The sequence below is a fragment of the Sedimentibacter sp. genome, assembly GCF_032080165.1.
In the GTDB taxonomy this organism is placed as follows: domain Bacteria; phylum Bacillota; class Clostridia; order Tissierellales; family Sedimentibacteraceae; genus Sedimentibacter.
The window spans coordinates 1-19,294 of sequence record NZ_DAMASY010000006.1 but is presented as its reverse complement, the minus strand read 5'-3'; the positions used below and the strand labels follow the sequence as shown (position 1 = coordinate 19,294).

24 protein-coding genes and 1 riboswitch are annotated in these 19,294 nt (G+C 30.7%); of the genes, 20 read left to right on the top strand and 4 right to left on the bottom strand.

What is annotated here, in order from left to right:
* Window positions 1-111: 111 nt before the first annotated feature.
* The 7 genes from RT412_RS09815 to thiD all read left to right on the top strand — a co-directional run bounded on the left by RT412_RS09815 (window position 112) and on the right by thiD (window position 7,196).
* On the top strand, window positions 112-888 hold the full coding sequence (locus RT412_RS09815) for a hypothetical protein (protein ID WP_313343020.1): 777 nt from the start codon (window positions 112-114) through the stop codon (window positions 886-888).
* A gap of 154 nt (window positions 889-1,042) precedes the next feature.
* On the top strand, window positions 1,043-2,113 hold the full coding sequence (locus RT412_RS09810; RefSeq protein WP_313370781.1) for a GGDEF domain-containing protein: 1,071 nt from the start codon (window positions 1,043-1,045) through the stop codon (window positions 2,111-2,113).
* 443 nt (window positions 2,114-2,556) lie between these two features.
* Window positions 2,557-3,393 carry a polysaccharide deacetylase family protein gene (locus RT412_RS09805; protein ID WP_313343015.1) on the top strand — a complete coding sequence of 279 codons (837 nt, stop codon included), beginning with the start codon at window positions 2,557-2,559 and terminating at the stop codon, window positions 3,391-3,393.
* 48 nt (window positions 3,394-3,441) lie between these two features.
* A riboswitch (TPP riboswitch) is annotated at window positions 3,442-3,546 on the top strand.
* Window positions 3,547-3,651: 105 nt separating this feature from the next.
* Window positions 3,652-4,842 carry a putative hydroxymethylpyrimidine transporter CytX gene (gene cytX, locus RT412_RS09800; protein ID WP_313343012.1) on the top strand — a complete coding sequence of 397 codons (1,191 nt, stop codon included), beginning with the start codon at window positions 3,652-3,654 and terminating at the stop codon, window positions 4,840-4,842.
* A 110-nt stretch (window positions 4,843-4,952) separates the two neighbouring features.
* Window positions 4,953-5,780, top strand: a complete 828-nt coding sequence (gene thiM / locus RT412_RS09795; RefSeq protein ID WP_313343009.1) for a hydroxyethylthiazole kinase — start codon at window positions 4,953-4,955, stop codon at window positions 5,778-5,780.
* Window positions 5,767-6,405: a thiamine phosphate synthase gene (gene thiE, locus RT412_RS09790; protein WP_313343006.1), complete on the top strand. Its 639-nt coding sequence runs from the start codon at window positions 5,767-5,769 to the stop codon at window positions 6,403-6,405. Before thiM ends, thiE begins: the two co-directional genes overlap by 14 nt.
* A gap of 11 nt (window positions 6,406-6,416) precedes the next feature.
* Window positions 6,417-7,196 carry a bifunctional hydroxymethylpyrimidine kinase/phosphomethylpyrimidine kinase gene (gene thiD / locus RT412_RS09785; RefSeq protein ID WP_313343004.1) on the top strand — a complete coding sequence of 260 codons (780 nt, stop codon included), beginning with the start codon at window positions 6,417-6,419 and terminating at the stop codon, window positions 7,194-7,196.
* 61 nt (window positions 7,197-7,257) lie between these two features.
* On the opposite strand, the gene RT412_RS09780 is transcribed toward thiD, so the two are convergent.
* On the bottom strand, window positions 7,258-7,608 hold the full coding sequence (locus tag RT412_RS09780; protein WP_313343002.1) for a helix-turn-helix transcriptional regulator: 351 nt from the start codon (window positions 7,606-7,608) through the stop codon (window positions 7,258-7,260).
* 115 nt (window positions 7,609-7,723) lie between these two features.
* On the opposite strand from RT412_RS09780, the gene RT412_RS09775 reads away from it, so the two are divergent.
* The 6 genes from RT412_RS09775 (at window position 7,724) to RT412_RS09750 (ending at window position 11,830) form a co-directional block, all read left to right on the top strand.
* Window positions 7,724-8,260, top strand: a complete 537-nt coding sequence (locus tag RT412_RS09775) for an SLOG family protein (RefSeq protein ID WP_313343000.1) — start codon at window positions 7,724-7,726, stop codon at window positions 8,258-8,260.
* Between the two features lie 110 nt (window positions 8,261-8,370).
* Window positions 8,371-9,426, top strand: coding sequence for a GGDEF domain-containing protein (locus RT412_RS09770; RefSeq protein WP_313342997.1), 1,056 nt, complete (start codon window positions 8,371-8,373; stop codon window positions 9,424-9,426).
* Window positions 9,427-9,630: 204 nt separating this feature from the next.
* Window positions 9,631-10,179: a sigma-70 family RNA polymerase sigma factor gene (locus tag RT412_RS09765; protein ID WP_313342994.1), complete on the top strand. Its 549-nt coding sequence runs from the start codon at window positions 9,631-9,633 to the stop codon at window positions 10,177-10,179.
* A complete protein-coding gene (locus RT412_RS09760) occupies window positions 10,166-10,648 on the top strand; it encodes a hypothetical protein (RefSeq protein WP_313342991.1) in 483 nt (160 codons plus the stop codon). Before RT412_RS09765 ends, RT412_RS09760 begins: the two co-directional genes overlap by 14 nt.
* Window positions 10,648-11,490 carry a hypothetical protein gene (locus RT412_RS09755; protein WP_313342989.1) on the top strand — a complete coding sequence of 281 codons (843 nt, stop codon included), beginning with the start codon at window positions 10,648-10,650 and terminating at the stop codon, window positions 11,488-11,490. Before RT412_RS09760 ends, RT412_RS09755 begins: the two co-directional genes overlap by 1 nt.
* The gene (locus RT412_RS09750; RefSeq protein ID WP_313342986.1) at window positions 11,471-11,830 is read left to right on the top strand and encodes a LiaI-LiaF-like domain-containing protein; all 360 of its coding nucleotides are present in this window, start codon (window positions 11,471-11,473) and stop codon (window positions 11,828-11,830) included. The genes RT412_RS09755 and RT412_RS09750 overlap by 20 nt, the downstream gene beginning before the upstream one ends.
* A gap of 53 nt (window positions 11,831-11,883) precedes the next feature.
* Here the strand turns inward: RT412_RS09750 and RT412_RS09745 are convergent, their stop codons facing one another.
* Window positions 11,884-12,993 carry a LysM peptidoglycan-binding domain-containing protein gene (locus RT412_RS09745; protein WP_313342983.1) on the bottom strand — a complete coding sequence of 370 codons (1,110 nt, stop codon included), beginning with the start codon at window positions 12,991-12,993 and terminating at the stop codon, window positions 11,884-11,886.
* A 179-nt stretch (window positions 12,994-13,172) separates the two neighbouring features.
* Between RT412_RS09745 and RT412_RS09740 the strand changes: the two genes are divergently transcribed.
* The 7 genes from RT412_RS09740 (at window position 13,173) to RT412_RS09710 (ending at window position 17,754) form a co-directional block, all read left to right on the top strand.
* Complete coding sequence (locus RT412_RS09740) at window positions 13,173-13,310, top strand: hypothetical protein (protein WP_313342980.1); 138 nt, start codon at window positions 13,173-13,175, stop codon at window positions 13,308-13,310.
* A gap of 152 nt (window positions 13,311-13,462) precedes the next feature.
* Window positions 13,463-14,665 carry an MFS transporter gene (locus RT412_RS09735; RefSeq protein WP_313342977.1) on the top strand — a complete coding sequence of 401 codons (1,203 nt, stop codon included), beginning with the start codon at window positions 13,463-13,465 and terminating at the stop codon, window positions 14,663-14,665.
* Window positions 14,666-14,737: 72 nt separating this feature from the next.
* Complete coding sequence (locus RT412_RS09730) at window positions 14,738-15,583, top strand: hypothetical protein (RefSeq protein WP_313342974.1); 846 nt, start codon at window positions 14,738-14,740, stop codon at window positions 15,581-15,583.
* A gap of 170 nt (window positions 15,584-15,753) precedes the next feature.
* Window positions 15,754-16,335, top strand: coding sequence for a hypothetical protein (locus RT412_RS09725; RefSeq protein WP_313342971.1), 582 nt, complete (start codon window positions 15,754-15,756; stop codon window positions 16,333-16,335).
* A gap of 29 nt (window positions 16,336-16,364) precedes the next feature.
* Window positions 16,365-16,853: a GNAT family N-acetyltransferase gene (locus RT412_RS09720; RefSeq protein ID WP_313342968.1), complete on the top strand. Its 489-nt coding sequence runs from the start codon at window positions 16,365-16,367 to the stop codon at window positions 16,851-16,853.
* A 131-nt stretch (window positions 16,854-16,984) separates the two neighbouring features.
* A complete protein-coding gene (locus RT412_RS09715) occupies window positions 16,985-17,398 on the top strand; it encodes an RNA polymerase sigma factor (protein ID WP_398439307.1) in 414 nt (137 codons plus the stop codon).
* A 5-nt stretch (window positions 17,399-17,403) separates the two neighbouring features.
* Window positions 17,404-17,754, top strand: coding sequence for a hypothetical protein (locus RT412_RS09710; RefSeq protein WP_313342964.1), 351 nt, complete (start codon window positions 17,404-17,406; stop codon window positions 17,752-17,754).
* 244 nt (window positions 17,755-17,998) lie between these two features.
* On the opposite strand, the gene RT412_RS09705 is transcribed toward RT412_RS09710, so the two are convergent.
* On the bottom strand, window positions 17,999-18,793 hold the full coding sequence (locus RT412_RS09705; protein WP_313342961.1) for a hypothetical protein: 795 nt from the start codon (window positions 18,791-18,793) through the stop codon (window positions 17,999-18,001).
* A 6-nt stretch (window positions 18,794-18,799) separates the two neighbouring features.
* Entirely contained in the window at window positions 18,800-19,042 is a 243-nt protein-coding gene (locus RT412_RS09700; RefSeq protein ID WP_313342959.1) for a hypothetical protein, read from the bottom strand.
* Window positions 19,043-19,294 lie beyond the last annotated feature (252 nt).

Genomic DNA, 19,294 nt, shown 5'->3' with positions numbered 1-19,294 from the left:
TTCTGGGGAGCATCAGAAAGCTTCGAATATTGTGTTGAAAATGCATTATCTAAGTATAAAATATAAATTATATTAAAAAATAGTATAATTAAATATATGGAAGGAATTAATGTGAAAGTAAAACTAATTTTTTTGACAATCATTCTGATGCTTACAGCATGTACAAATAATAATGATGATTTAATACAGAACGATAATGATGTCATTGAAAATGGTGACAATACAGTTAAAAATGTAATTGATTTAGATTTTACACCTGTACCAAAGACATCATTAAAAGAAGGATTACCGAAAGAAGGATGGATTAACGGAAAAAGCATTTATTTTGGTGATTTGCCTAATCAGATAGAATCAACAATACATTTGTATATAGACAGTAACGAAAACCCTGAGTTAAGACCTGGTGAGGGAACAATATATGGATTTTTAGAGCATGATAATAAAATATATGAACTTGGAGTTGTTAGCGGTTATGGATTTCATGATATAGATGTAGATTTAGCAGACAGGACCTTTGATGGTATCAAAGAAATTAATATTGTTGGCGACATGGGTGCAACCTATATAGAAATGAAAATAATTGCTTATAATGAAGATAGTAATGAATGGGAAAATTTATTAACTATGGGTACTCCCACTGTCGCAGATTTAGACAGAGACGGTCAGGAGGAGTTAATTGCCGGTTCTGCAGGAAGCTTACCGCCCTATGCAGATATATACAAATGGAATAATGATCATTTTGAGAAAGTTGAAATAACCGAAGCTACCGGAAATTTATATGCATACTTAGACATAATAGATGGCGAATGGATTGTTATAACAGGTTTACAAGATCATGAACCCACAATGTACAAATATGAAGCAGGGAAACTTACGGAGTATAAATAACAGTAATTGTCTTTTGCATATAATAAAATTTTTTTACTGTAAATAATTCTTGTTTTAATATGCAATGTATTGTAATATATTGTAAGAAAAGGCAGAGAGAATAGATGATTAAAACGTTTTCTCAATCAAGCCCTAAAAGGATAATTACTCATATATGAATATGCTGATATTTATTAAACATAATCTTGTTAAATTATTAATTCAGAGTTTATTTATAGTAATATTGATAATAAGTATTTTTTCTATTGAATTCTCAATTGGAATACTGCGTGATGACGGTAAGTCTGTTAATTATGTGGGGATTATAAGAGGAGGAACACAGCTATTAGTAAAGCAGGAATTAGCAAACAGACCAAGCAATGAACTGATAGAAGAATTAGACGGTATAATTAATCAGTTAAAAACACATGATAAAAATAATCATTTTGCGATACATGAAGATAAAAAACTTCAAGAATTACTTTCTATTATAGAAATAAAATGGATAGAATTGAAAGAAGAAATTTATAATTATCGATCCGGGGCTGATCCTCTGAAGCTTTATAATTTAAGTGATGAATATTATGAACTGACTAATAATTTAGTATTTGAAACTCAAGCATATGTTGAAAGTAAAGTAGAAAAATTGGCTTCCATGAGATCAAGATTGTTTATAAGTGTAATTTTGATATTAATTTTCAGCATACAGCAATTTATTAGTAAAATTTTGGTACAGAATAAAAATGTTGCATTAAATCAAGTCGCATATATTGATAATTTGACCGGTTTGCCTAACAGAGCACATTGTAATGAGATTATTCTAAAATGCAATGAAATGGAAATTTTACCGGACTTAGCATGTGTGTATATAGACTTAAATAATTTAAAAGTTACTAACGATTTACTTGGACATGAAGCAGGAGATAAATTCATAAAAGATTTTGCTGCAATTCTAAAAGAAGCAAGCAGTCCCTACGGATTTGTATGCCGCAACGGCGGAGACGAATTTGTAGCTATTTTTGAAAATTGTTCACAAAAGAATATAAATGATTATATGAACTATTTAAATGAGAAAACTCGTATATATAATTCTAAAGAAAGTGAAATAAAAATCAGCTATGCTATCGGTGTTGCCTTTTCACATGAGATAAGTTCAAACCAAATGAATGACCTTTTGTCATTAGCAGATAAACGTATGTATGAAAATAAAGCAGAGTATAAAAAAACGCTGCTAAATAAAGAATAAAAAATATTTAAGCGGAAATAGTGGAGATTTGACATCATACATCAAATTTCCATATTTTAATTTGATTTCATTTGGATATGGTAACTGAATTCTAATTTGCTTGACATCCTCATTGTTATCATGGACAGTATTTAATACATTTACTTTAATAGGTGCATGTGTGACGGGTTTGCACTTTGTTGTTCTTATACTTCAAAAACAATAAGCTTATAAATAGAAAATATATAATTAAACGGAGGAAATCATGTTAAAAAATTTTTGGGTGGTGAATAAAATACAGTTGCTTTAAGGGGCTTCGGGATATCAAATACACAAAATGGTACTCATTAAAATAATTGTCATTACTATGATATATATGGTTGTATATCCTATTTGTTAATATTGATGTTTTATATCGGGAGATATATGATATTAATATACGAATGCATATAGGGGGATATATTATGACAAAAAGAATTTTAACTTTAATGTTTGCTTTAATGATGATATTGTTAATGAGTACAGATATGAATGTAGCTCAAGCAAATATTTATAACGATGATGAAGTATATTCTGATACTAAAGAAAGTATTAAAATAAATGAGCAAAATACACCGGGCAAGGTACAATACACAATAACTGAAGCCCAAGGACCTATTGTTGTTGATGAAAGTATAAATAAAAGAGCAATAGATCCAAATAAACCAATGATCGCTATAACGTATGATGATGGACCATCTAAATATACGCCTGAAATATTGAATACATTAAAAGAAAACAATTCGGTTGCAACATTCTTTGTATTAGGATCTCAGGTACATGGCAACAAGGATATATTGAACCGAATGATAGGTGAAGGTAATCAAATAGGTAATCATACCTATAATCATAAAAATCTAACAACAATAAGTGACGAAGAATTATACAAGCAAATTCAAGGAACAGATGATTTAATTTATATAGCTACGGGTTATACACCAACAGTTGTGCGACCGCCATATGGAACTACAAGTGAAGAGTTAAATAAAAAAATACAAAAGCCGATAATTCAATGGTCGATCGATACACGTGACTGGGAAAGCAGAAATGCCGGAATAATTGTTGAGAATATTCTTAAAGATGTAAAGGACGGAGATATTATACTGATGCATGATTTATATGACAGTACTGTTAAGGCATCCAAAATAGTAATTCCGGAATTAATTCAAAGAGGATTTCAGCTTGTGACAATAGACGAATTATCCGAATACAGAGAAGTTGTATTTACAGCCGGAGTAAATTACTACCATATGTATAAATAAAATTAAAAAAACCATTGTCTTATAAATAAATATGTTTTATAATTAATTTAACTAAATATCGGGAGCTTATTAATAGGCTGAGAGGAAACTGTTAGTTTCGACCGAACCTGATTTGGATAATGCCAACGTAGGGAACTGTTTGTGAAAATGAATGGGATATACCACATGTTGGTAAATCCCATTTTTTACACTTACAGTATAAGTGACTGACACCAAATCAAAGATTTGGGTCGTCTGCTTATAGAAAGGACTTGAGTTATGGAAAGTTACAAAACATCAACGTTGAGCAATGGATTATTGTGGTTTGGTGCATCCGTGTCTATTGCAGAAATTTTTACAGGAACATTATTTGTGCCGCTCGGCTTTGCAAGAGGATTCTTTGCAATAATAGCAGGGCATATAATCGGATGTATTCTTTTGTACTATGCGGGAATTATAGGTGCTAAAAGCGGCAAATCATCCATGGAATCCGTGGGATTATCATTTGGAAACAAGGGAAGAAATTTTTTTGCGCTTCTTAATGTTCTACAGCTTGTAGGATGGAGTGCCATAATGATAATACAAGGTTCAAGAGCGATAGGAATTATGTTAAGTACAGGCATCGGTATGCAGGCCAATTTGTTGTGGTGTGTTATTATCGGAGCTACTATTCTTGTGTGGGTTATTATGGGACCTAAAAACTTGGAGAAAGTCAATATTGTTGCTGTGGGAAGTCTGTTTATACTGACAATTCTTTTGAGCTCTATGATTTTTAAAGGAGGTTCACAGACAAACATAAGCGGAGAATTGAGCTTCGGAGCTGCAATAGAACTGTCAATTGCAATGCCGTTATCATGGCTTCCTCTTATTTCCGATTACACCAAGGATGCAAAACACCCTTTAACCGCATCCCGTGTCAGTGTAGTTACATATTTTGCGGGCAGTGTCTTCATGTATACAATCGGCTTAGGAGCTGCCATATTCACCGGAGAAAGCGATATTGCCGTAATAATGTATAAAGCAGGATTTGGTATTTTGGGAGTGTTAATAATATTATTTTCAACAGTGACAACAACTTATTTGGATGTTTATTCTGCGGGAGTCAGCTTAAAAACAATTAACAGCAACTTCTCTGAAAAAACCATGTCGATTCTGGTATGTATTATAGGTACTGTTACAGCAATTTTAATGCCTGTTGAACAATTTGAAAGCTTTTTATTATTAATAGGCTCTGTTTTTACCCCTATGATTTCTATATTGATAGCAGATTATTTTATTCTAAAAAAAGACAACCTTAATAAATCTGTAGATAAGGTAAACTTTATTATTTGGCTTGTAGGATTTGCAATTTACAGAGTGCTTTTATATGTGGATATGGTTATGGGAAGCACTATACCTGTAATGTTTATTACCTTAATTATCTGTGTGATTACAGACAAAATTAAAAATAAAACTTTTTTGAATGTATAATTTTTAGAAAAATATAAAAATTCAATAAAGATATACTTACTGTCAGTTTTCAGTATGGAAGAAAAGGATTAAAATATTTTATTTAAAAATAAAACAAAAGGAGATTAAACATGTTTTCAGAAATTATTAAAAATGTTAAAAGTAATACACCATTAGTACATAATATAACAAATTATGTAACAGTGAATGATTGTGCAAATATATTGTTAGCTTGTGGTGGCTCACCCATAATGGCGGATGATATAGATGAGGTTGAAGAAATTACATCAATATGCAATGCTTTGGTAATAAACATAGGTACATTAAATTCAAGAACTGTGGAATCAATGCTAAAAGCAGGTAAAAAGGCAAATGAACTTAATATACCTGTCATACTTGACCCTGTAGGGGCAGGGGCTTCAAAATTCAGAACGGATACTGCTTTCAGATTGCTGAAAGCAGTAAAATTTGCTGTGATTAGAGGCAACATGTCTGAAATAAAAACAGTGGGCAAAGATAGTACAAGTGGAACAAGAGGTGTAGATGCCAGTGTGGATGATACTATCACCGAAGAAAATATCGATGAAACTGTTAAATATATAAACTCATTGTCAGAGAGACTATCTGCTGTTGTGGCAGTTACAGGTGCCATAGACATTGTTGCAGATGGGACAAGAGCATACGTTATTAGAAATGGCCACCCATTTATGAGCAAAATATCCGGAACAGGCTGCATGCTTAGTTCAATTATAGGTGCTTTTTGCGGTGTTAATAAGGATAATTTTTCCGGCGCAACTGCTGCTGCAGTATGTGCTATGGGATTATGCGGTGAACTTGCTTATGAAAAAATGAAAAAAAATGATGACGGAACATCCTCACTTAAATGTCATTTAATTGATTTTATGAGTAAAATTGATGCTGAGATGCTGAAAGAAGGTGCTAAGATTGAAATTAGATAATAAAGCACTTCTGCTTTATGCAATTACCGACCGTACCTGGTTAAAAGAAAAAACACTTCCCGAAGCAGTTGAAGAGGCAATATTGGGGGGAGCAACATTTATTCAGCTAAGAGAAAAAAACTTAGACTATGAAGAGTTTTTAAAAACTGCTGGAGAGGTAAAAGCAGTAACTGACAAATACAATATTCCTTTCGTAATAAATGATAATGTGGATGTAGCAGCTTCAATTGATGCTGACGGAGTACATATAGGGCAAAGCGATGAAGAAATTAAAACAGTCAGAGAAAAACTTGGGTTTAATAAAATAATAGGTCTTTCAGCCGTAACAGTTGAAGAAGCTGTTAAAGCAGAACAAAGCGGTGCAGATTATATAGGTGCAGGTGCAATTTTTAATACGTCTACAAAGCTTGATGCTGATACAGTTTCATTTGAAACATTAAAGGAAATATGCGATGCAGTAAGTATACCTGTTGTTGCAATCGGAGGCATATCTAAAGATAATGTTCTTGAACTAATAGACACAGGCATTGCAGGAATTTCAGTCGTATCAGCGATCTTTGCACAGGATAATATTAAAAATGCAACCTTAGAACTATTAAATCTAACAAAACAAATAATCAAATGAAGGAGACAAAAATGAAAAAAGTATTAACTATAGCTGGCTCCGATCCAATCGGCGGTGCAGGTATTCAGGCAGATTTGAAAACAATGACCTGTCATAAAATATACGGTATGAGTGTCATAACAGCATTAGTAGCTGAAAATACTATAGGTGTGTATGGTATATCAGAAGCTTCACCGGAATTTGTGGCGCAGCAGATGGATTCGGTTTTTACCGATATTTATCCCGATGCTGTAAAAATCGGAATGGTTTCAAATAAAGAAATAATATCAGTTATAGCAGATAAGCTTATTGAATACAAAGCAAAGAAAATAGTTCTTGATCCTGTAATGGTGGCTACGAGCGGTGGTAGTCTTTGCAAGGATGATTCCGTTGAAATGCTTATAAATAAATTGATGCCACTGGCAACAGTGATAACACCTAATATACAGGAGGCTCAGGTACTCTGTGGCTTTGAAATAGAAAACAAAGAAGATATGCAAAGAGCAACAGTTAAAATATCCGAAAATTATTCCGGTTATATACTTATTAAGGGAGGGCATTTAACTTCCTGTAGCGATGATTTGCTTTATAATGACGGAGATTTTATGTGGTATAAGCAGGAAAGAATAGATAATCCTAATACACATGGAACGGGCTGCACCCTGTCATCGGCAATTGCATGTAATTTAGCAGAGGGACATGATGTAAAGACAAGCATATTAAACGCAAAAAATTATATAACAGGAGCTTTAAAAGCCAATTTGAATATAGGAAAAGGCAGAGGTCCTTTAAATCATTGTTGGAATCAATAATAAAAACTCTCCTCAGAATATTATTCTGAGGAGAGTTTTGTATTACAGCATATGGCAATTTTTAGCTGTCTTTTTTTTGTGTTGATTTATAATTATTTTGTGTTTCCAAAATTATATTATTTACAATTTCAAGGATATCCTCAGTATAAGAAAGGTATGGCTCAGTTAAACTTTTATTATCCGGGTAAACATCATTTGATAAACGACCAAATAAGAGATAATCTGCAGATAAATTATAGTTATTACATATTTTATAAAGTGTTGTCACTGACATTCCTTTTTTTCCATTCTCAATTTCAGCGAGAAATTGAGGAGAGATACAGGCTTTTTCAGCAAATTCTTCACGAGTCATATCTAATTTTTCCCGCTGCTTACGTAATCTTTTACCAATTAGAATCATATTTTCTTTCAATTCTATCACCTCTATTATATATTAACTATTGCTTTCAGCGTATTAAATAAGCTATAATTGTAATGGTAAGCATACAGCGTATTAATTTTATTAATATCAGAATACGAGGTGTAAATTGAAAAAAAATAAGACATGCTGTTTTATCGATTATTACTCGCAAGATTGTTTTATAGAATTAAACCATAATAATCCCGATTATATTAAATTAGAATTAAAGCTTAAAGAAATACTTGGAAGCTTAGTTGAAGATTTTTCAGTAAATCATTTTATAAGCGGAATGAAATTTGGGTTAGAACAAATTTCTGCCGAAATTATTCTTGAATTAAAAACTAAATTTTCCGGTGTTACTTTAGAGGGAGTAATACCGTATGAAAATTATGCAACAGATTGGACTGAAACTCAGAGGGACAAGTATTATTCTATTATGCAAAATATTGACAAAGAAGTTATGCTTCAACATAATTTCTCACATGACTGCATGATAAAGCGCAATTTATATATGATAAATAAATCTAAATATATCATATTGTATACCAATAATACAAGTAAAATAAATGCCATAAATAAATATGCCAAATCTATCGGAAAGGTTGTATTTATTATGGATGTTGAGACGTTAAATACTATTCCAAACATAAAAATTTGCAGATAAGTTATGAGTGAAGCAGGAATGTTTACGGATGCACACAAAATAAATTGATTGATCAAATGCATATGTTAAGAAAGTTAATATAAATATTAAGAATAAATAGGATAACAGTTATGAATATAGTATTATTTATAAAAAATAACTTTATTAAACTGATAATACAAATTTCAATGATTTTAATGATTATATCATTGATTATCAGTATTTTCTCTGTTGATTTTACTTTAGAAATAATGCATGAGGACGATAAATCTATTTATTATGCCGGCATATTAAGGGGAGAGACCCAAAGGTTAATAAAGCAGGAATTAGAAGGAATTCAAAACAATGAATTGATAGAAAAATTAGACGGAGTAATATTTCAGCTAAATAATAATAATCAACTTGTAATTCATGAAGAAATAGAACTTAAGAAATTACTTATTATTATTGAAACAGATTGGTTAGTATTAAAGAATGAATTATATAATCATAGATTGGGTTCCGATTCAAAAAAACTATACTATTTGAGTGAAGATTTTTTTGTGTTAACTGATAAATTAGTTATTGAAACTCAAGAATATATTTATAAAAAGGAAATAAAATTGGCTTCAATACGTAAAAAATTATTTTCAAGCATAATACTTATATTGATTTTCGGCATATATCAATATTTCAGCAAATTGGTAATACAAAAAGAAAATATCGAATTAAATAATGTTGTATATATAGATGCATTGACAGGTTTATTTAACAGAGCATATTGCAATGAAATTGTAAAAAAGTACAATAAAATTAATAATAGACCTGATTTAGTATGCGTTTATGTTGATTTAAACAATCTTAAAGATACTAATGATTTGTTTGGGCATGAAGCAGGGGATAAATTAATACAGGATTTCAGCAAAATATTAAAGGATGTCAGTGAACCGTATGGTTTTATTTGCCGGAACGGCGGAGATGAATTCGTCGGAATCTTTGAAAATTGTACAAAAGAAAATTTAAATGACTATTTGAATTTTTTACAAGAAAAAGTTAATAAATATAATACATTAAAAAATGAAATTCAAATAAGCTATGCTGTTGGAGTTGCTTTTTTACACGAAATAAATTCAAATAAAATAAATGATTTACTGTCATTGGCTGATAAACGAATGTACAAAAATAAGGCCGAGTGTAAAGGATTATAGAGAAATAAAAATATAGTTGCACTTACAGTATAAGCGACCGACACCAAATCATAGATTTGGGTCGTCTCGTATATCAGCACCATTAATTGGTGCTTTTTTGTTGTAATGATGATATATTCAAAGTAAATGTTGAAAAAATATTTATTATTTTTGCAGTACTTTATCAATATTATTCGTTATTATTATGTAGAGAGGAGGGGAGGCATGAAAAATGAAAGTCTTTTAATTGAAAAAGCGGCTTTGGGAGATGAAGATTCATTTTCAATATTAATTAACAATTACAAGAATTATGTATTTGCTATTATTCTGAATTTTATTAAAGATTATGATGAAGCAGAAAATGTTGCACAAGAAGTATTTTTCCAAATTTATGTCTCTCTTCCCAAATATGATCAAAATAATTTTAAGGCTTGGATAGGTCGTATAGCAACTAATAAATCAATAGACTGGTTGCGGAAGAAAAGAGCTAAATTCAAGGATGAAGCAATTGAGGAGCTCGATAATAATGTTGATTTAAACGCTAATCCGGAAATGATATTATTAGAGAAATATAAACATGATAAGTTAAAAAAAGCATTAGACAGTATCCCGGATATTTATAGAGTTACATTAGAAAAATTTTATTTTCGAGAAAAATCATATGAAACAATAGCTGAAGAGGAAGATGTAACTATAAAAACAATTGCATCCAGATTGTATAGGGCAAAGATGTTATTAAGAGAGAAGTGGAGGTACGAAGATGAATCATTATGACTATGTTGAGTGGTTGCTTTATAAAAATAAAGCAATATCAAATGAAAAAATGAATGAAATGGAAGAGCATTTATATAATTGTCAAACTTGTTTGGATATCTTTCTCTCTTTAATAAATGAACAAGAGGAAGATTATGTCGGAGACATGGTTCCATCAAACTTTACGTCAAGGGTATTAGAAAATATATCTAAATCCAGGATTGTAAAGCTTAATGCCAATAAGGTTAATAAATCCATAAAATATCAATTAGGTTACTATGCTGCAGTAGCTTCCGTAACGATATTTTTAACATTAGGCGGATTTTACACTAATTTGGTAGATTCAGTTCCTAAGATAACATCATCTATACAGGAAGTTCAGGTTCGGCAGAATTTAATAGCTAATTTTTCTGACAGAATAATAGATTCAACATCAAGCTTGTTGTTAAGTATTGAGAATAATGAAAAAAATATGATTGAGGAGGAATAATGTTGATAGAAAAGAGTAAATTTATAGGATTTATATTATCCTTTATACCGGGGTTGGCTCATTTGTATATAGGATTGAGAGAGAGAGGGATTATATTTTTAGGAATGCTTGGAGCAGGTGTTTTGGCGACAATTTTCCTTGAATTTATAACATATAGTACAAGTCAAATTATATTATTATTTATGTTTGGGTACTCAGTATTATGGCTGATAGCTGTATTGGATTTGTTTTCATCATGGCGATTAGCAGAAAGAAGATTTTATGAAAACACGGCAACAGGCAGTCAGGAAAAAACTTATATAAATAAAGAGGAAATAATAAGCAGCAAAAAAAGCATAACAATGGCTTTATCGATTGTTCCCGGAGCAGGTCATATGTATATAGGGTACCAGAAAAAAGGATTGATGTTAATGGGCTCATTTTTCTTCTCTATATTTTTCATGGGCTGGTTAGGCATATCGTTACTGTTATTTTTATTACCGCTAATATGGTTTTATAGTTTTTTTGATGCAATGCATATAGCAGAAGGTTTTAAAAATAATATTAAGGAACAAGAGATAGAACTGCCGAATATAAAACATGAATGGATTGGTTATGGATTAATTGGAATAGGTATAGTAATAATACTTGAAAGAATACTATACCCGCTTATACCTTATGAATTAAGAAGATATATACAAACATCCATAGTATCATTAATATTTATTGTTATGGGATTAGTATTGTTAAAGAGTAACAAGAAAGAGTCAAAGAATATTATGGAAAATGATTCAGAAAAGAATACTTTTCAGGAAGATAATGAGATAGTGATAGAGGAGGAGAGTGATTATACTGAAGACTAAAAGAGTAGGCACCATATCTATGGCTATAATTCTGATTGGTTTTGGAATTATCATATTTGTTGCACAATTCAGTATGCTATCAGCTACTGAAATAGCAATCAAGCTATGGCCGGCAATACTGATATTAATAGGTGCAGAAATACTTTATTATGTGAAATTGCAAAAAAAGGGCACGGAAAACATAATTATAAAATATGATTTATTTTCAATTTTTATTGTGACGATTATTTTAGTTGTGAACATTGGATTATATGGTTTAATGGAAACAGGAGTTTTAGACTATTTTAAATTAGTAGTTAACAATGAAACCATAAGATACGAAAGAAATATGAATTATTAAGGGGTTTATATTATATGGGATATACCAACAAGCTGGTATATCCCTTTTTTAGATTATAGAGGATCTATAACTTGAGTGACTGTTCCAAAATCGTAACCTTTTTCTCTTAATTTTGTTATCATCGTTTGAAGTGCTTTAAGTGTATCAGGTGCAGACTGGTGCATTAAAATAATAGCGCCCGGTTCGACATTTTCAACTACTCGAGTGACTATTGCATCAGCTCCCGGATTCTTCCAGTCCAATGAGTCTATAGTCCACATGATAGTTATATAACCAAGAGAGGCTAATTCGTTAAGAATTGCCTGAGTGTATTCACCGTGTGGCGGTCTGAATAAATATGAACCTAAGCCGGTAACATTATTTATAAGAGCATGGGTCCTGACTATCTGGTTTCTGACTTCCGGTAATGATATCAGAGGCATATGAGGATGAGTATAGCTATGATTTGCTATTTCATGACCTTCATTTGCTATAGCTCTTGCAAGCTCAGGAAAATTGATTAACCAGATACCCGTCAGGAAGAACGTTGCTTTTATGTCATTATTTCTTAATATTTCTAACAATTCATATGTTTGATTATCACCGTAGGTTGCATCAAAGGTTAAAGCGACCATTTTTCTGGATGGATTCCCAATATATATGGCAACAGCATTTTCCGGAAGTGCAATTGTTATGGTCATACCTGGTCTTAATTGTCGTGGTTCTAATCCCGGGTTAACATTTAAAATTGACTGAGCAGTAGTTCCGAATCTGCTTGCAATTTTATATATAGTATCTCCGGGTAGTACCGTATAATGTATAATTCCGGGTTCGACAGGCACAAAGGGGTTTACGGCATCCCTTGGCAATATAATTTTCATACCCGGATGAATTAATGATGGGTTAGTAATATTGTTTAATGACAGAATATCTTGTATACTGACTTTAAAAAGCAGTGAAATAATATATAGAGTATCTCCGGGCTGCACTGTATATATAATGCTGCCGGGCGGTGTTTCTAAATCTTCTTCCTTAACAGGTATTAATATAACAGAACCGGGATAAATCAAGTCAGGATCTGTTATATTATTTGCATTTACAATTTCTTCTATTGTGCTGCCATACAGACGAGCTATTTTATAAAGTGTATCTCCGGGTTGTACCGTATAAATAACCTGAATCATATCAAATCCTCCTTTCTTTTATTATTTAATATAATATTCTGACAACAAAACAAAGTGATTATTGCGTAGGTTAATTTAAATTATATTCATTTAATAAACAATTCGCGATAATATAAATAAAGGTTGTAATTTATTAATAATTATTATATAATTTAACCATAATTTTTTAGGAGGATATAATGGTAATAACATTTGATACTGCAAATCTTACTTTGAATAAGCAATGTAAATTCAGCAGTTCTGTTTCAAAAAATGGAATTTCTCAATTTTACGGGAGAAGTGTATCCATTTTTAGTATGAAAACAGCAAATGTATAAATCCATGTTCTGGTTCTTTTAAATTATGAATTCTGACTCGGGTTTTACTTGAGTTTTTTTATTTATTAAGGATACTCATTCTTCCATACGGCTTTCATTAAGAGAGCTTATTTTATTTTTTGAATTTTAAAACATAATATTTTGGAGGAACAATGAGTATTAAATTAAAACGAAATATATCTATAGGTTATATATATAACTTTTTCTTGCAATTGAATATGACATCGGCTATATGGGTACTTTATCTTGCATTTAAAGGGATGTCATTAATTGAAATAGGTATCCTTGAATCAATCTATCATATCACAGGGTTGATTTTAGAAATTCCTTCCGGTGCAATTGCAGATTTATACGGAAGGAAATTTAGTGTAATAGTAGGGAGGGTGGTGAATTTAATTTCATGCATCCTGATGATTACAGCAAATAGTTTTCTTGAATTTGCTATCTCCTTTATTTTAAGCAGTGCAGCAATGAACCTGAACTCAGGTGCTGCAGAAGCATTGATTTACGACAGCTTAAAAGAATCAGGCGAAGAGGGAAAATATAAAAAAATATGGGGACAGATGGCTTTTGTTATGTCGATTTCCCAAGGTATAGCAGTTTTACTGGGAGGAATATTAGCTGATGTTAAATTCCTGTACGCTTATATGGTTGGTGCAATTATACAGCTTTTAGCTTTGTTAGTGTCTTTAAGTTTTACAGAGCCAAGAGTTAATAATAGAGAGTTTAACATCGGCAATTTAAAAAGACAAAAAGAAAATATATTTATTAATCAGTTAAAAATAAGTATCAATGTACTTAAATACAGAAAAGTTGTTTTATATATTATTATGTTTTCAGCATTGCTGGGAAGCTTGCAAACAACGGTATTTTTCTACAGTCAGAAGTTTTTTTCAGACATGGGTTATACAAAGACCATAATTGCTGTTATTTGTGCCATAGGAAGCGTCATAGAAGCATTTAGCTCAAAGTATGCATATAAAATAGAAAACAGATTGAATATCAGGGAAATATTAATCAGTTTATCCGTATTGAACATGATTGCATTAGCAGGATTGGCATTTATAGTTGAATTTTCTATAGGTTTTTACCTGTTAACAAATTTAACAGGGGGATTAGCATTTACAATATTAAGTGATTACATTAACGGAAGAATACCATCAGAATCAAGAGCAACCATATTGTCATTTGAAAGCTTGTGGTTCAGCATATTTATGATAGGAGTGTTTCCGTTGTTCGGATTTATAGCAGAGAAAATAGGGCTTACATTAACTTTTGGAGTAATTGCATTAATCTATATACCGGCAATAATATTCTTAATGTCAAAATTACAAAAACATGAACAGCTGACTTGAGAATATATACTCATATATGGTATAATAAGGCAATGAATATTGTGCAAATGTTATTTAATTTCAGGGGGATATATGAAAATAATTAACTTATTAACTATAATCTTAATATTAACATTGTCAACCGCATGCGCAAATAACGTAAGTGATAATAATTCTGATAGTTACGTAAAGGAAAATGAAAGCATTGAAGAAGAGCCAAAAGATGTGCAGATAGATAGAAACGGTATTTTATCAGGTGAAATTATAACTGATGGAATTTACGGTAATTCAGGTGCATACTTTTTGTATTTTATTCCTGATAAAGAAACCAGAGAATTTCTTTACAATTATTATCCCTTTGAAATTGGAGACAACAGCATACCATTGGAATTTAACAATTTAGATAGTGTTAAAGATTTACCTGAAGAATTAGGCATATATAAAGTAGAGATTGAAGCAGATTTTACAGCTAATACAGAGGCAGCCTATCTAAGAAATGTTAAATTGACAGATACCATTGGAACTGTTGAATATGAAGGTAAGGTTTATGCTACTAATGATTTGGATGAAAATGTGCAGCCAAAAGACAAAGTTTGCGGATTAATTGTAGAAAATGTACGCAGATACAATGATGGCGGCGTGATAATCAGTTTTGAAGGTGAAATTGAAAGCGAAGGTTTTTATAATGTTTATCCCGGAGGAGATGTATTTCAATACAGAAAAATTGGGAAAATAATAGTGGATAATGAATATAAAAATAATTTCCCTACATATAAAGGAACCAGCAATATTTTTTCTGTTTGGTTTACTGAAACAAACAAATTATATGATGAACTTGCTAATTTTTCAGCTATAGGAAGGGGAAAATTTAAAACATCTAATTACTATATAATTTACAACTATGGCATTGGCCCAGGACCTGGGGAAATTCTAACATAGGAATAACGGGATTTGATGAGGACTATTTAATTGTAGTTGAAAATAAAACGGATGGCTTTCAAACAGTTGAAAGTAAATACTATTTTGTTAACAGAAGAAAACCTTCAAAGATACTAATTGCATCTTCGGATGATAAATTCGGATATTTATTTGAAAAATCTTATGATGATATGTCAGATAAAAATGGTACGCATTTTAAATTGTCAAGTCGTATATATAGTTATTCACCAGATAATGAAAAATCTCATGTTTTAGGTTTTAGATATTTTAGTAAAGAAAATACCGGTAGTAGTGATTTGTTAACGAAGGATGTAAATTATGGGGTTTTTAAGGATAGAGAAAATACTGTTGAAATATTTGAAGGTGATACATATTTAGGCATGGCTGCTGAAGATATTTCCGTCCTTTATCACTGTAGTGAAAACTTACCGGAAGAATTAGCAAGAATTAGAATACAATTTACTGGAGAAGTAACATTGACAGGAAAAATATATGTAAGTGTAGATGATGATTTTGGATACCAAGTATATTTTGTTGCAGATAAAGAAAGTATAGAAAAAATTCCTCTTCATATTGAGGATACAAGGGGGCAGGGAGGATTTAGATTTATTAATGAAAATTTAAAGGAAATTTTAGGCGAAGCACCTTTCATTAAGGAATGCGAAATAACAATTAAAGATTTTAATATACATTTTGCTGCAACAGAGGCTGTTGATACAGCCGAGTTAGTATCAATAAAGTATATTGAATAGTTATCTATAAATAAAGGAGGAGAAATCTAATGGAAATCAATATAAGAAAAGTAATGACAGAAGATTTAGATGCAGTATCAGAAGCTGAAGCAGTATGTTTTCCGGAGGCAGAAGCAGCTACTAAAGCATCATTCAAACAACGAATCAAAACATTTCCGGAAAGTTTTTTTATAGCAGAAGATGGTGGAAAAATAATTGGTTTTATTAACGGGTGCATAACCAATGAAACTACTATATATGATGAATTATTCAGTGATGCTGCTTTACACATTCCGAATGGGGAATACCAGGCTATATTCGGTCTGGATGTGATTCCTGGATATCGTAATAAAGGAATCGCAGCGCAATTAATGGATCATATGATAGATGTGTCAAAATTAAATGGGCGAAAAGGAGTTATTTTAACATGTAAAGAATATCTCGTTAATTACTATTCAAAGTTTGGGTTCAAAAATAAAGGTATATCAAAATCCGAACACGGCGGAGCTGAGTGGTATGATATGATTTTGGAGTTTTAATAAAGCATTGTTTTCTGTGTTAAGTGTATTATGTTTATTTAATATGATTTTTATTGTCTTAAATAATATAAATTGATAAAAAATTAATTACAGACATTTTTTGCAACTAACATTATTAACAATAAAATGCAATAGTCAGAGAGGGGATTCATATTTTAGCAATTATTACAGCAATACAAAATGAGGAAGAAAGAAGTTTTGTTGAAGATCTCTATATTAAGCATGGAAAAACTATGTGGAAATATGCAATGTTTTTAACAAAAGACACATTTGAAGCAGATGAATTGATTCAAATTTCTTTTGAAAAGATAATAAAATATATTGATGCAGTCAAAAAAATAAATTGTTGCAAAATGGATTCTTATATGGTCTCTATAGTAAGAAATTCTTATAATACAATGTTATTAAAAAAATATAAGGAAAAAGAATTATTTGAATATACAAATTTTGATGAAATATCTGACTATATAGGAATAACAGATGATGATTATGAAGATATAATTGAAAATTGTAGTTCAACTGAGATTATGTTCAGAAAATATTAGGAGTTTTGGGGGAAAGTGAAATACATAGATTAAGTTATAATCTTAGATATGAACAAGATATTAATTTAAATGATAAAGATAAGTATATATCTATGATTACCAGTAGTTGTTTACTTGCAATATTTGAAGATGAGATGTTTTTTAAGCTTAAATCTATATGGCCATCTGCTAAAAAACTTCATATGAGAAAACCACATTATGTTTATTTGCAACCATTAGAAAATGAAAGTTATACTCATGATGGCTTTTATTATCAGTATATTTCAACCGTAATAGCACGTAGAATTTCAGGCATTGTACATAAACAAATTAAAGAACAATGGCATGAAGGAGATGGATTTAATCGCAGCGAATAGCCATATAAAATTAAGCTTCCTCAATATATAGTAACTTTTGATAAAGATATTTTTTCAATATATAAATGTTTTACTTTAATATTTTCGAGCTTAATTACATATTTTCATAACTAAAAGTAATTATTGCAAGTTTCACTTTAATCGACATGTAATTACAGTGGGGAGTAGATAAAAACCCCACTGTGATATATTTATTTTATGTCGCAAAATAACTACTTTTCCGTCGAAATAGTCTCATGAGACTTTAAAGATTAAAAATAACACTATTATAAGAATCAAGTGAATCAATCCACTTTATAGCTATAAAATCATTCTCATAATCACATTGAGGAACTATTCCACCAAAATCTTGATGTATTAAATCAGGAACTTTTAAACCCTTACTATTTAAATAACAGCATGTCCCAAGAGGAAGAGAAATCAAATCTTTTGTTATGTATTTACAAATATAATTAGAAGCAGCATCAGCATTACGAATAGGCTCTATAGTTGTATATCCAAAACTACTATGAAAATCAACCCAATCAAAAACAGGTAAACCCTTACGTAATTGAGACTGAATATAAACAGGTATCACATCATCTAAACTAAAAAGCTTTAAATCCTCATTTCTGAGACCCTTAATAAGCCCATGAAAATGAATAGCACCATCCTTATGGAACTCAGGAATAAGCAAATAACAAAAATCCGGATTTTTGCGATTCTTATAATTATTAAAAAATTTACCCATTCGCTTTTTTACTTCTTTCAAATCATATCTATCTATTTTAAATTTTGAAAAAGTTAAAGTAACAAAATAATCCCAATCGTTACAAAATGCATAATCTCTGACCTTAGACTTAACACGCGCTATATTATTCAAAAGCTTTTCTCCTTCCGTTAACTCAAATAAACTTTCTTTTTTTTCAGTTTCTTCATTCTCAATAAATTTTAATTGTTCCTCAGGTGATATAAACCGTTGCTTATGAAATACAATCTTATACGGATTTTGTGCCTTATTTGGATAATAATATACATTACAATCTCCATATAATCGCATAATTATTTACAAACGGTCTACAACAGAACACAAACGATTGTATTCGGCATAATCAATAACACCAGCAACAGACAACCCGCAAATCAAATCTATCAATAAACCTCTTCCATAATCACTAAGACAATCATCAACAAAAGGAATAAGATAATCAGAATTAACCCCTAAAGGCTTATTTTTAAAATTAATCTGCAATTCCATTTTGATAACTTCTCTTTCAAATTCCTTGTTTACTTTAATACCTTTACTCATATTTTTTTCTCCCTTCTTATTTAGTCCTATAAGACTATTCATTACAGTATATAGTCCTATGAGACTAATGTCAAGAAAAATTTACTCACCTCCAGGTCTACTCAAAAAACGAATAGTAAGAATTTTATATATTTTTTATACAGGTAAATGGAGACCAGCGGAGAAACAAAAATTACTTTTAGTCAATAAATAGAGCTGTTGTATTTGTCAACTGAAAATTAGGTCAAAAGGTCATTTAATTTTAGGTCACTT

What these genes read in the sequence shown, in the direction of transcription:
- RT412_RS09760 (WP_313342991.1), top strand. Translation starts at nt 10,166, where the DNA reads ATGAATCATTATGACTATGTTGAGTGGTTGCTTTATAAAAATAAAGCA.
- RT412_RS09810 (WP_313370781.1), top strand. Translation starts at nt 1,043, where the DNA reads ATGAATATGCTGATATTTATTAAACATAATCTTGTTAAATTATTAATT.
- RT412_RS09725 (WP_313342971.1), top strand. Translation starts at nt 15,754, where the DNA reads ATGTCAGATAAAAATGGTACGCATTTTAAATTGTCAAGTCGTATATAT.
- thiM (WP_313343009.1), top strand. Translation starts at nt 4,953, where the DNA reads ATGTTTTCAGAAATTATTAAAAATGTTAAAAGTAATACACCATTAGTA.
- RT412_RS09755 (WP_313342989.1), top strand. Translation starts at nt 10,648, where the DNA reads ATGTTGATAGAAAAGAGTAAATTTATAGGATTTATATTATCCTTTATA.
- RT412_RS09730 (WP_313342974.1), top strand. Translation starts at nt 14,738, where the DNA reads ATGAAAATAATTAACTTATTAACTATAATCTTAATATTAACATTGTCA.
- RT412_RS09745 (WP_313342983.1), bottom strand. Translation starts at nt 12,993, where the DNA reads ATGATTCAGGTTATTTATACGGTACAACCCGGAGATACACTTTATAAA.
- RT412_RS09770 (WP_313342997.1), top strand. Translation starts at nt 8,371, where the DNA reads ATGAATATAGTATTATTTATAAAAAATAACTTTATTAAACTGATAATA.
- RT412_RS09805 (WP_313343015.1), top strand. Translation starts at nt 2,557, where the DNA reads ATGACAAAAAGAATTTTAACTTTAATGTTTGCTTTAATGATGATATTG.
- RT412_RS09705 (WP_313342961.1), bottom strand. Translation starts at nt 18,793, where the DNA reads ATGCGATTATATGGAGATTGTAATGTATATTATTATCCAAATAAGGCA.
- thiD (WP_313343004.1), top strand. Translation starts at nt 6,417, where the DNA reads ATGAAAAAAGTATTAACTATAGCTGGCTCCGATCCAATCGGCGGTGCA.
- RT412_RS09700 (WP_313342959.1), bottom strand. Translation starts at nt 19,042, where the DNA reads ATGAGTAAAGGTATTAAAGTAAACAAGGAATTTGAAAGAGAAGTTATC.
- RT412_RS09740 (WP_313342980.1), top strand. Translation starts at nt 13,173, where the DNA reads ATGGTAATAACATTTGATACTGCAAATCTTACTTTGAATAAGCAATGT.
- RT412_RS09720 (WP_313342968.1), top strand. Translation starts at nt 16,365, where the DNA reads ATGGAAATCAATATAAGAAAAGTAATGACAGAAGATTTAGATGCAGTA.
- RT412_RS09765 (WP_313342994.1), top strand. Translation starts at nt 9,631, where the DNA reads ATGAAAAATGAAAGTCTTTTAATTGAAAAAGCGGCTTTGGGAGATGAA.
- cytX (WP_313343012.1), top strand. Translation starts at nt 3,652, where the DNA reads ATGGAAAGTTACAAAACATCAACGTTGAGCAATGGATTATTGTGGTTT.
- RT412_RS09735 (WP_313342977.1), top strand. Translation starts at nt 13,463, where the DNA reads ATGAGTATTAAATTAAAACGAAATATATCTATAGGTTATATATATAAC.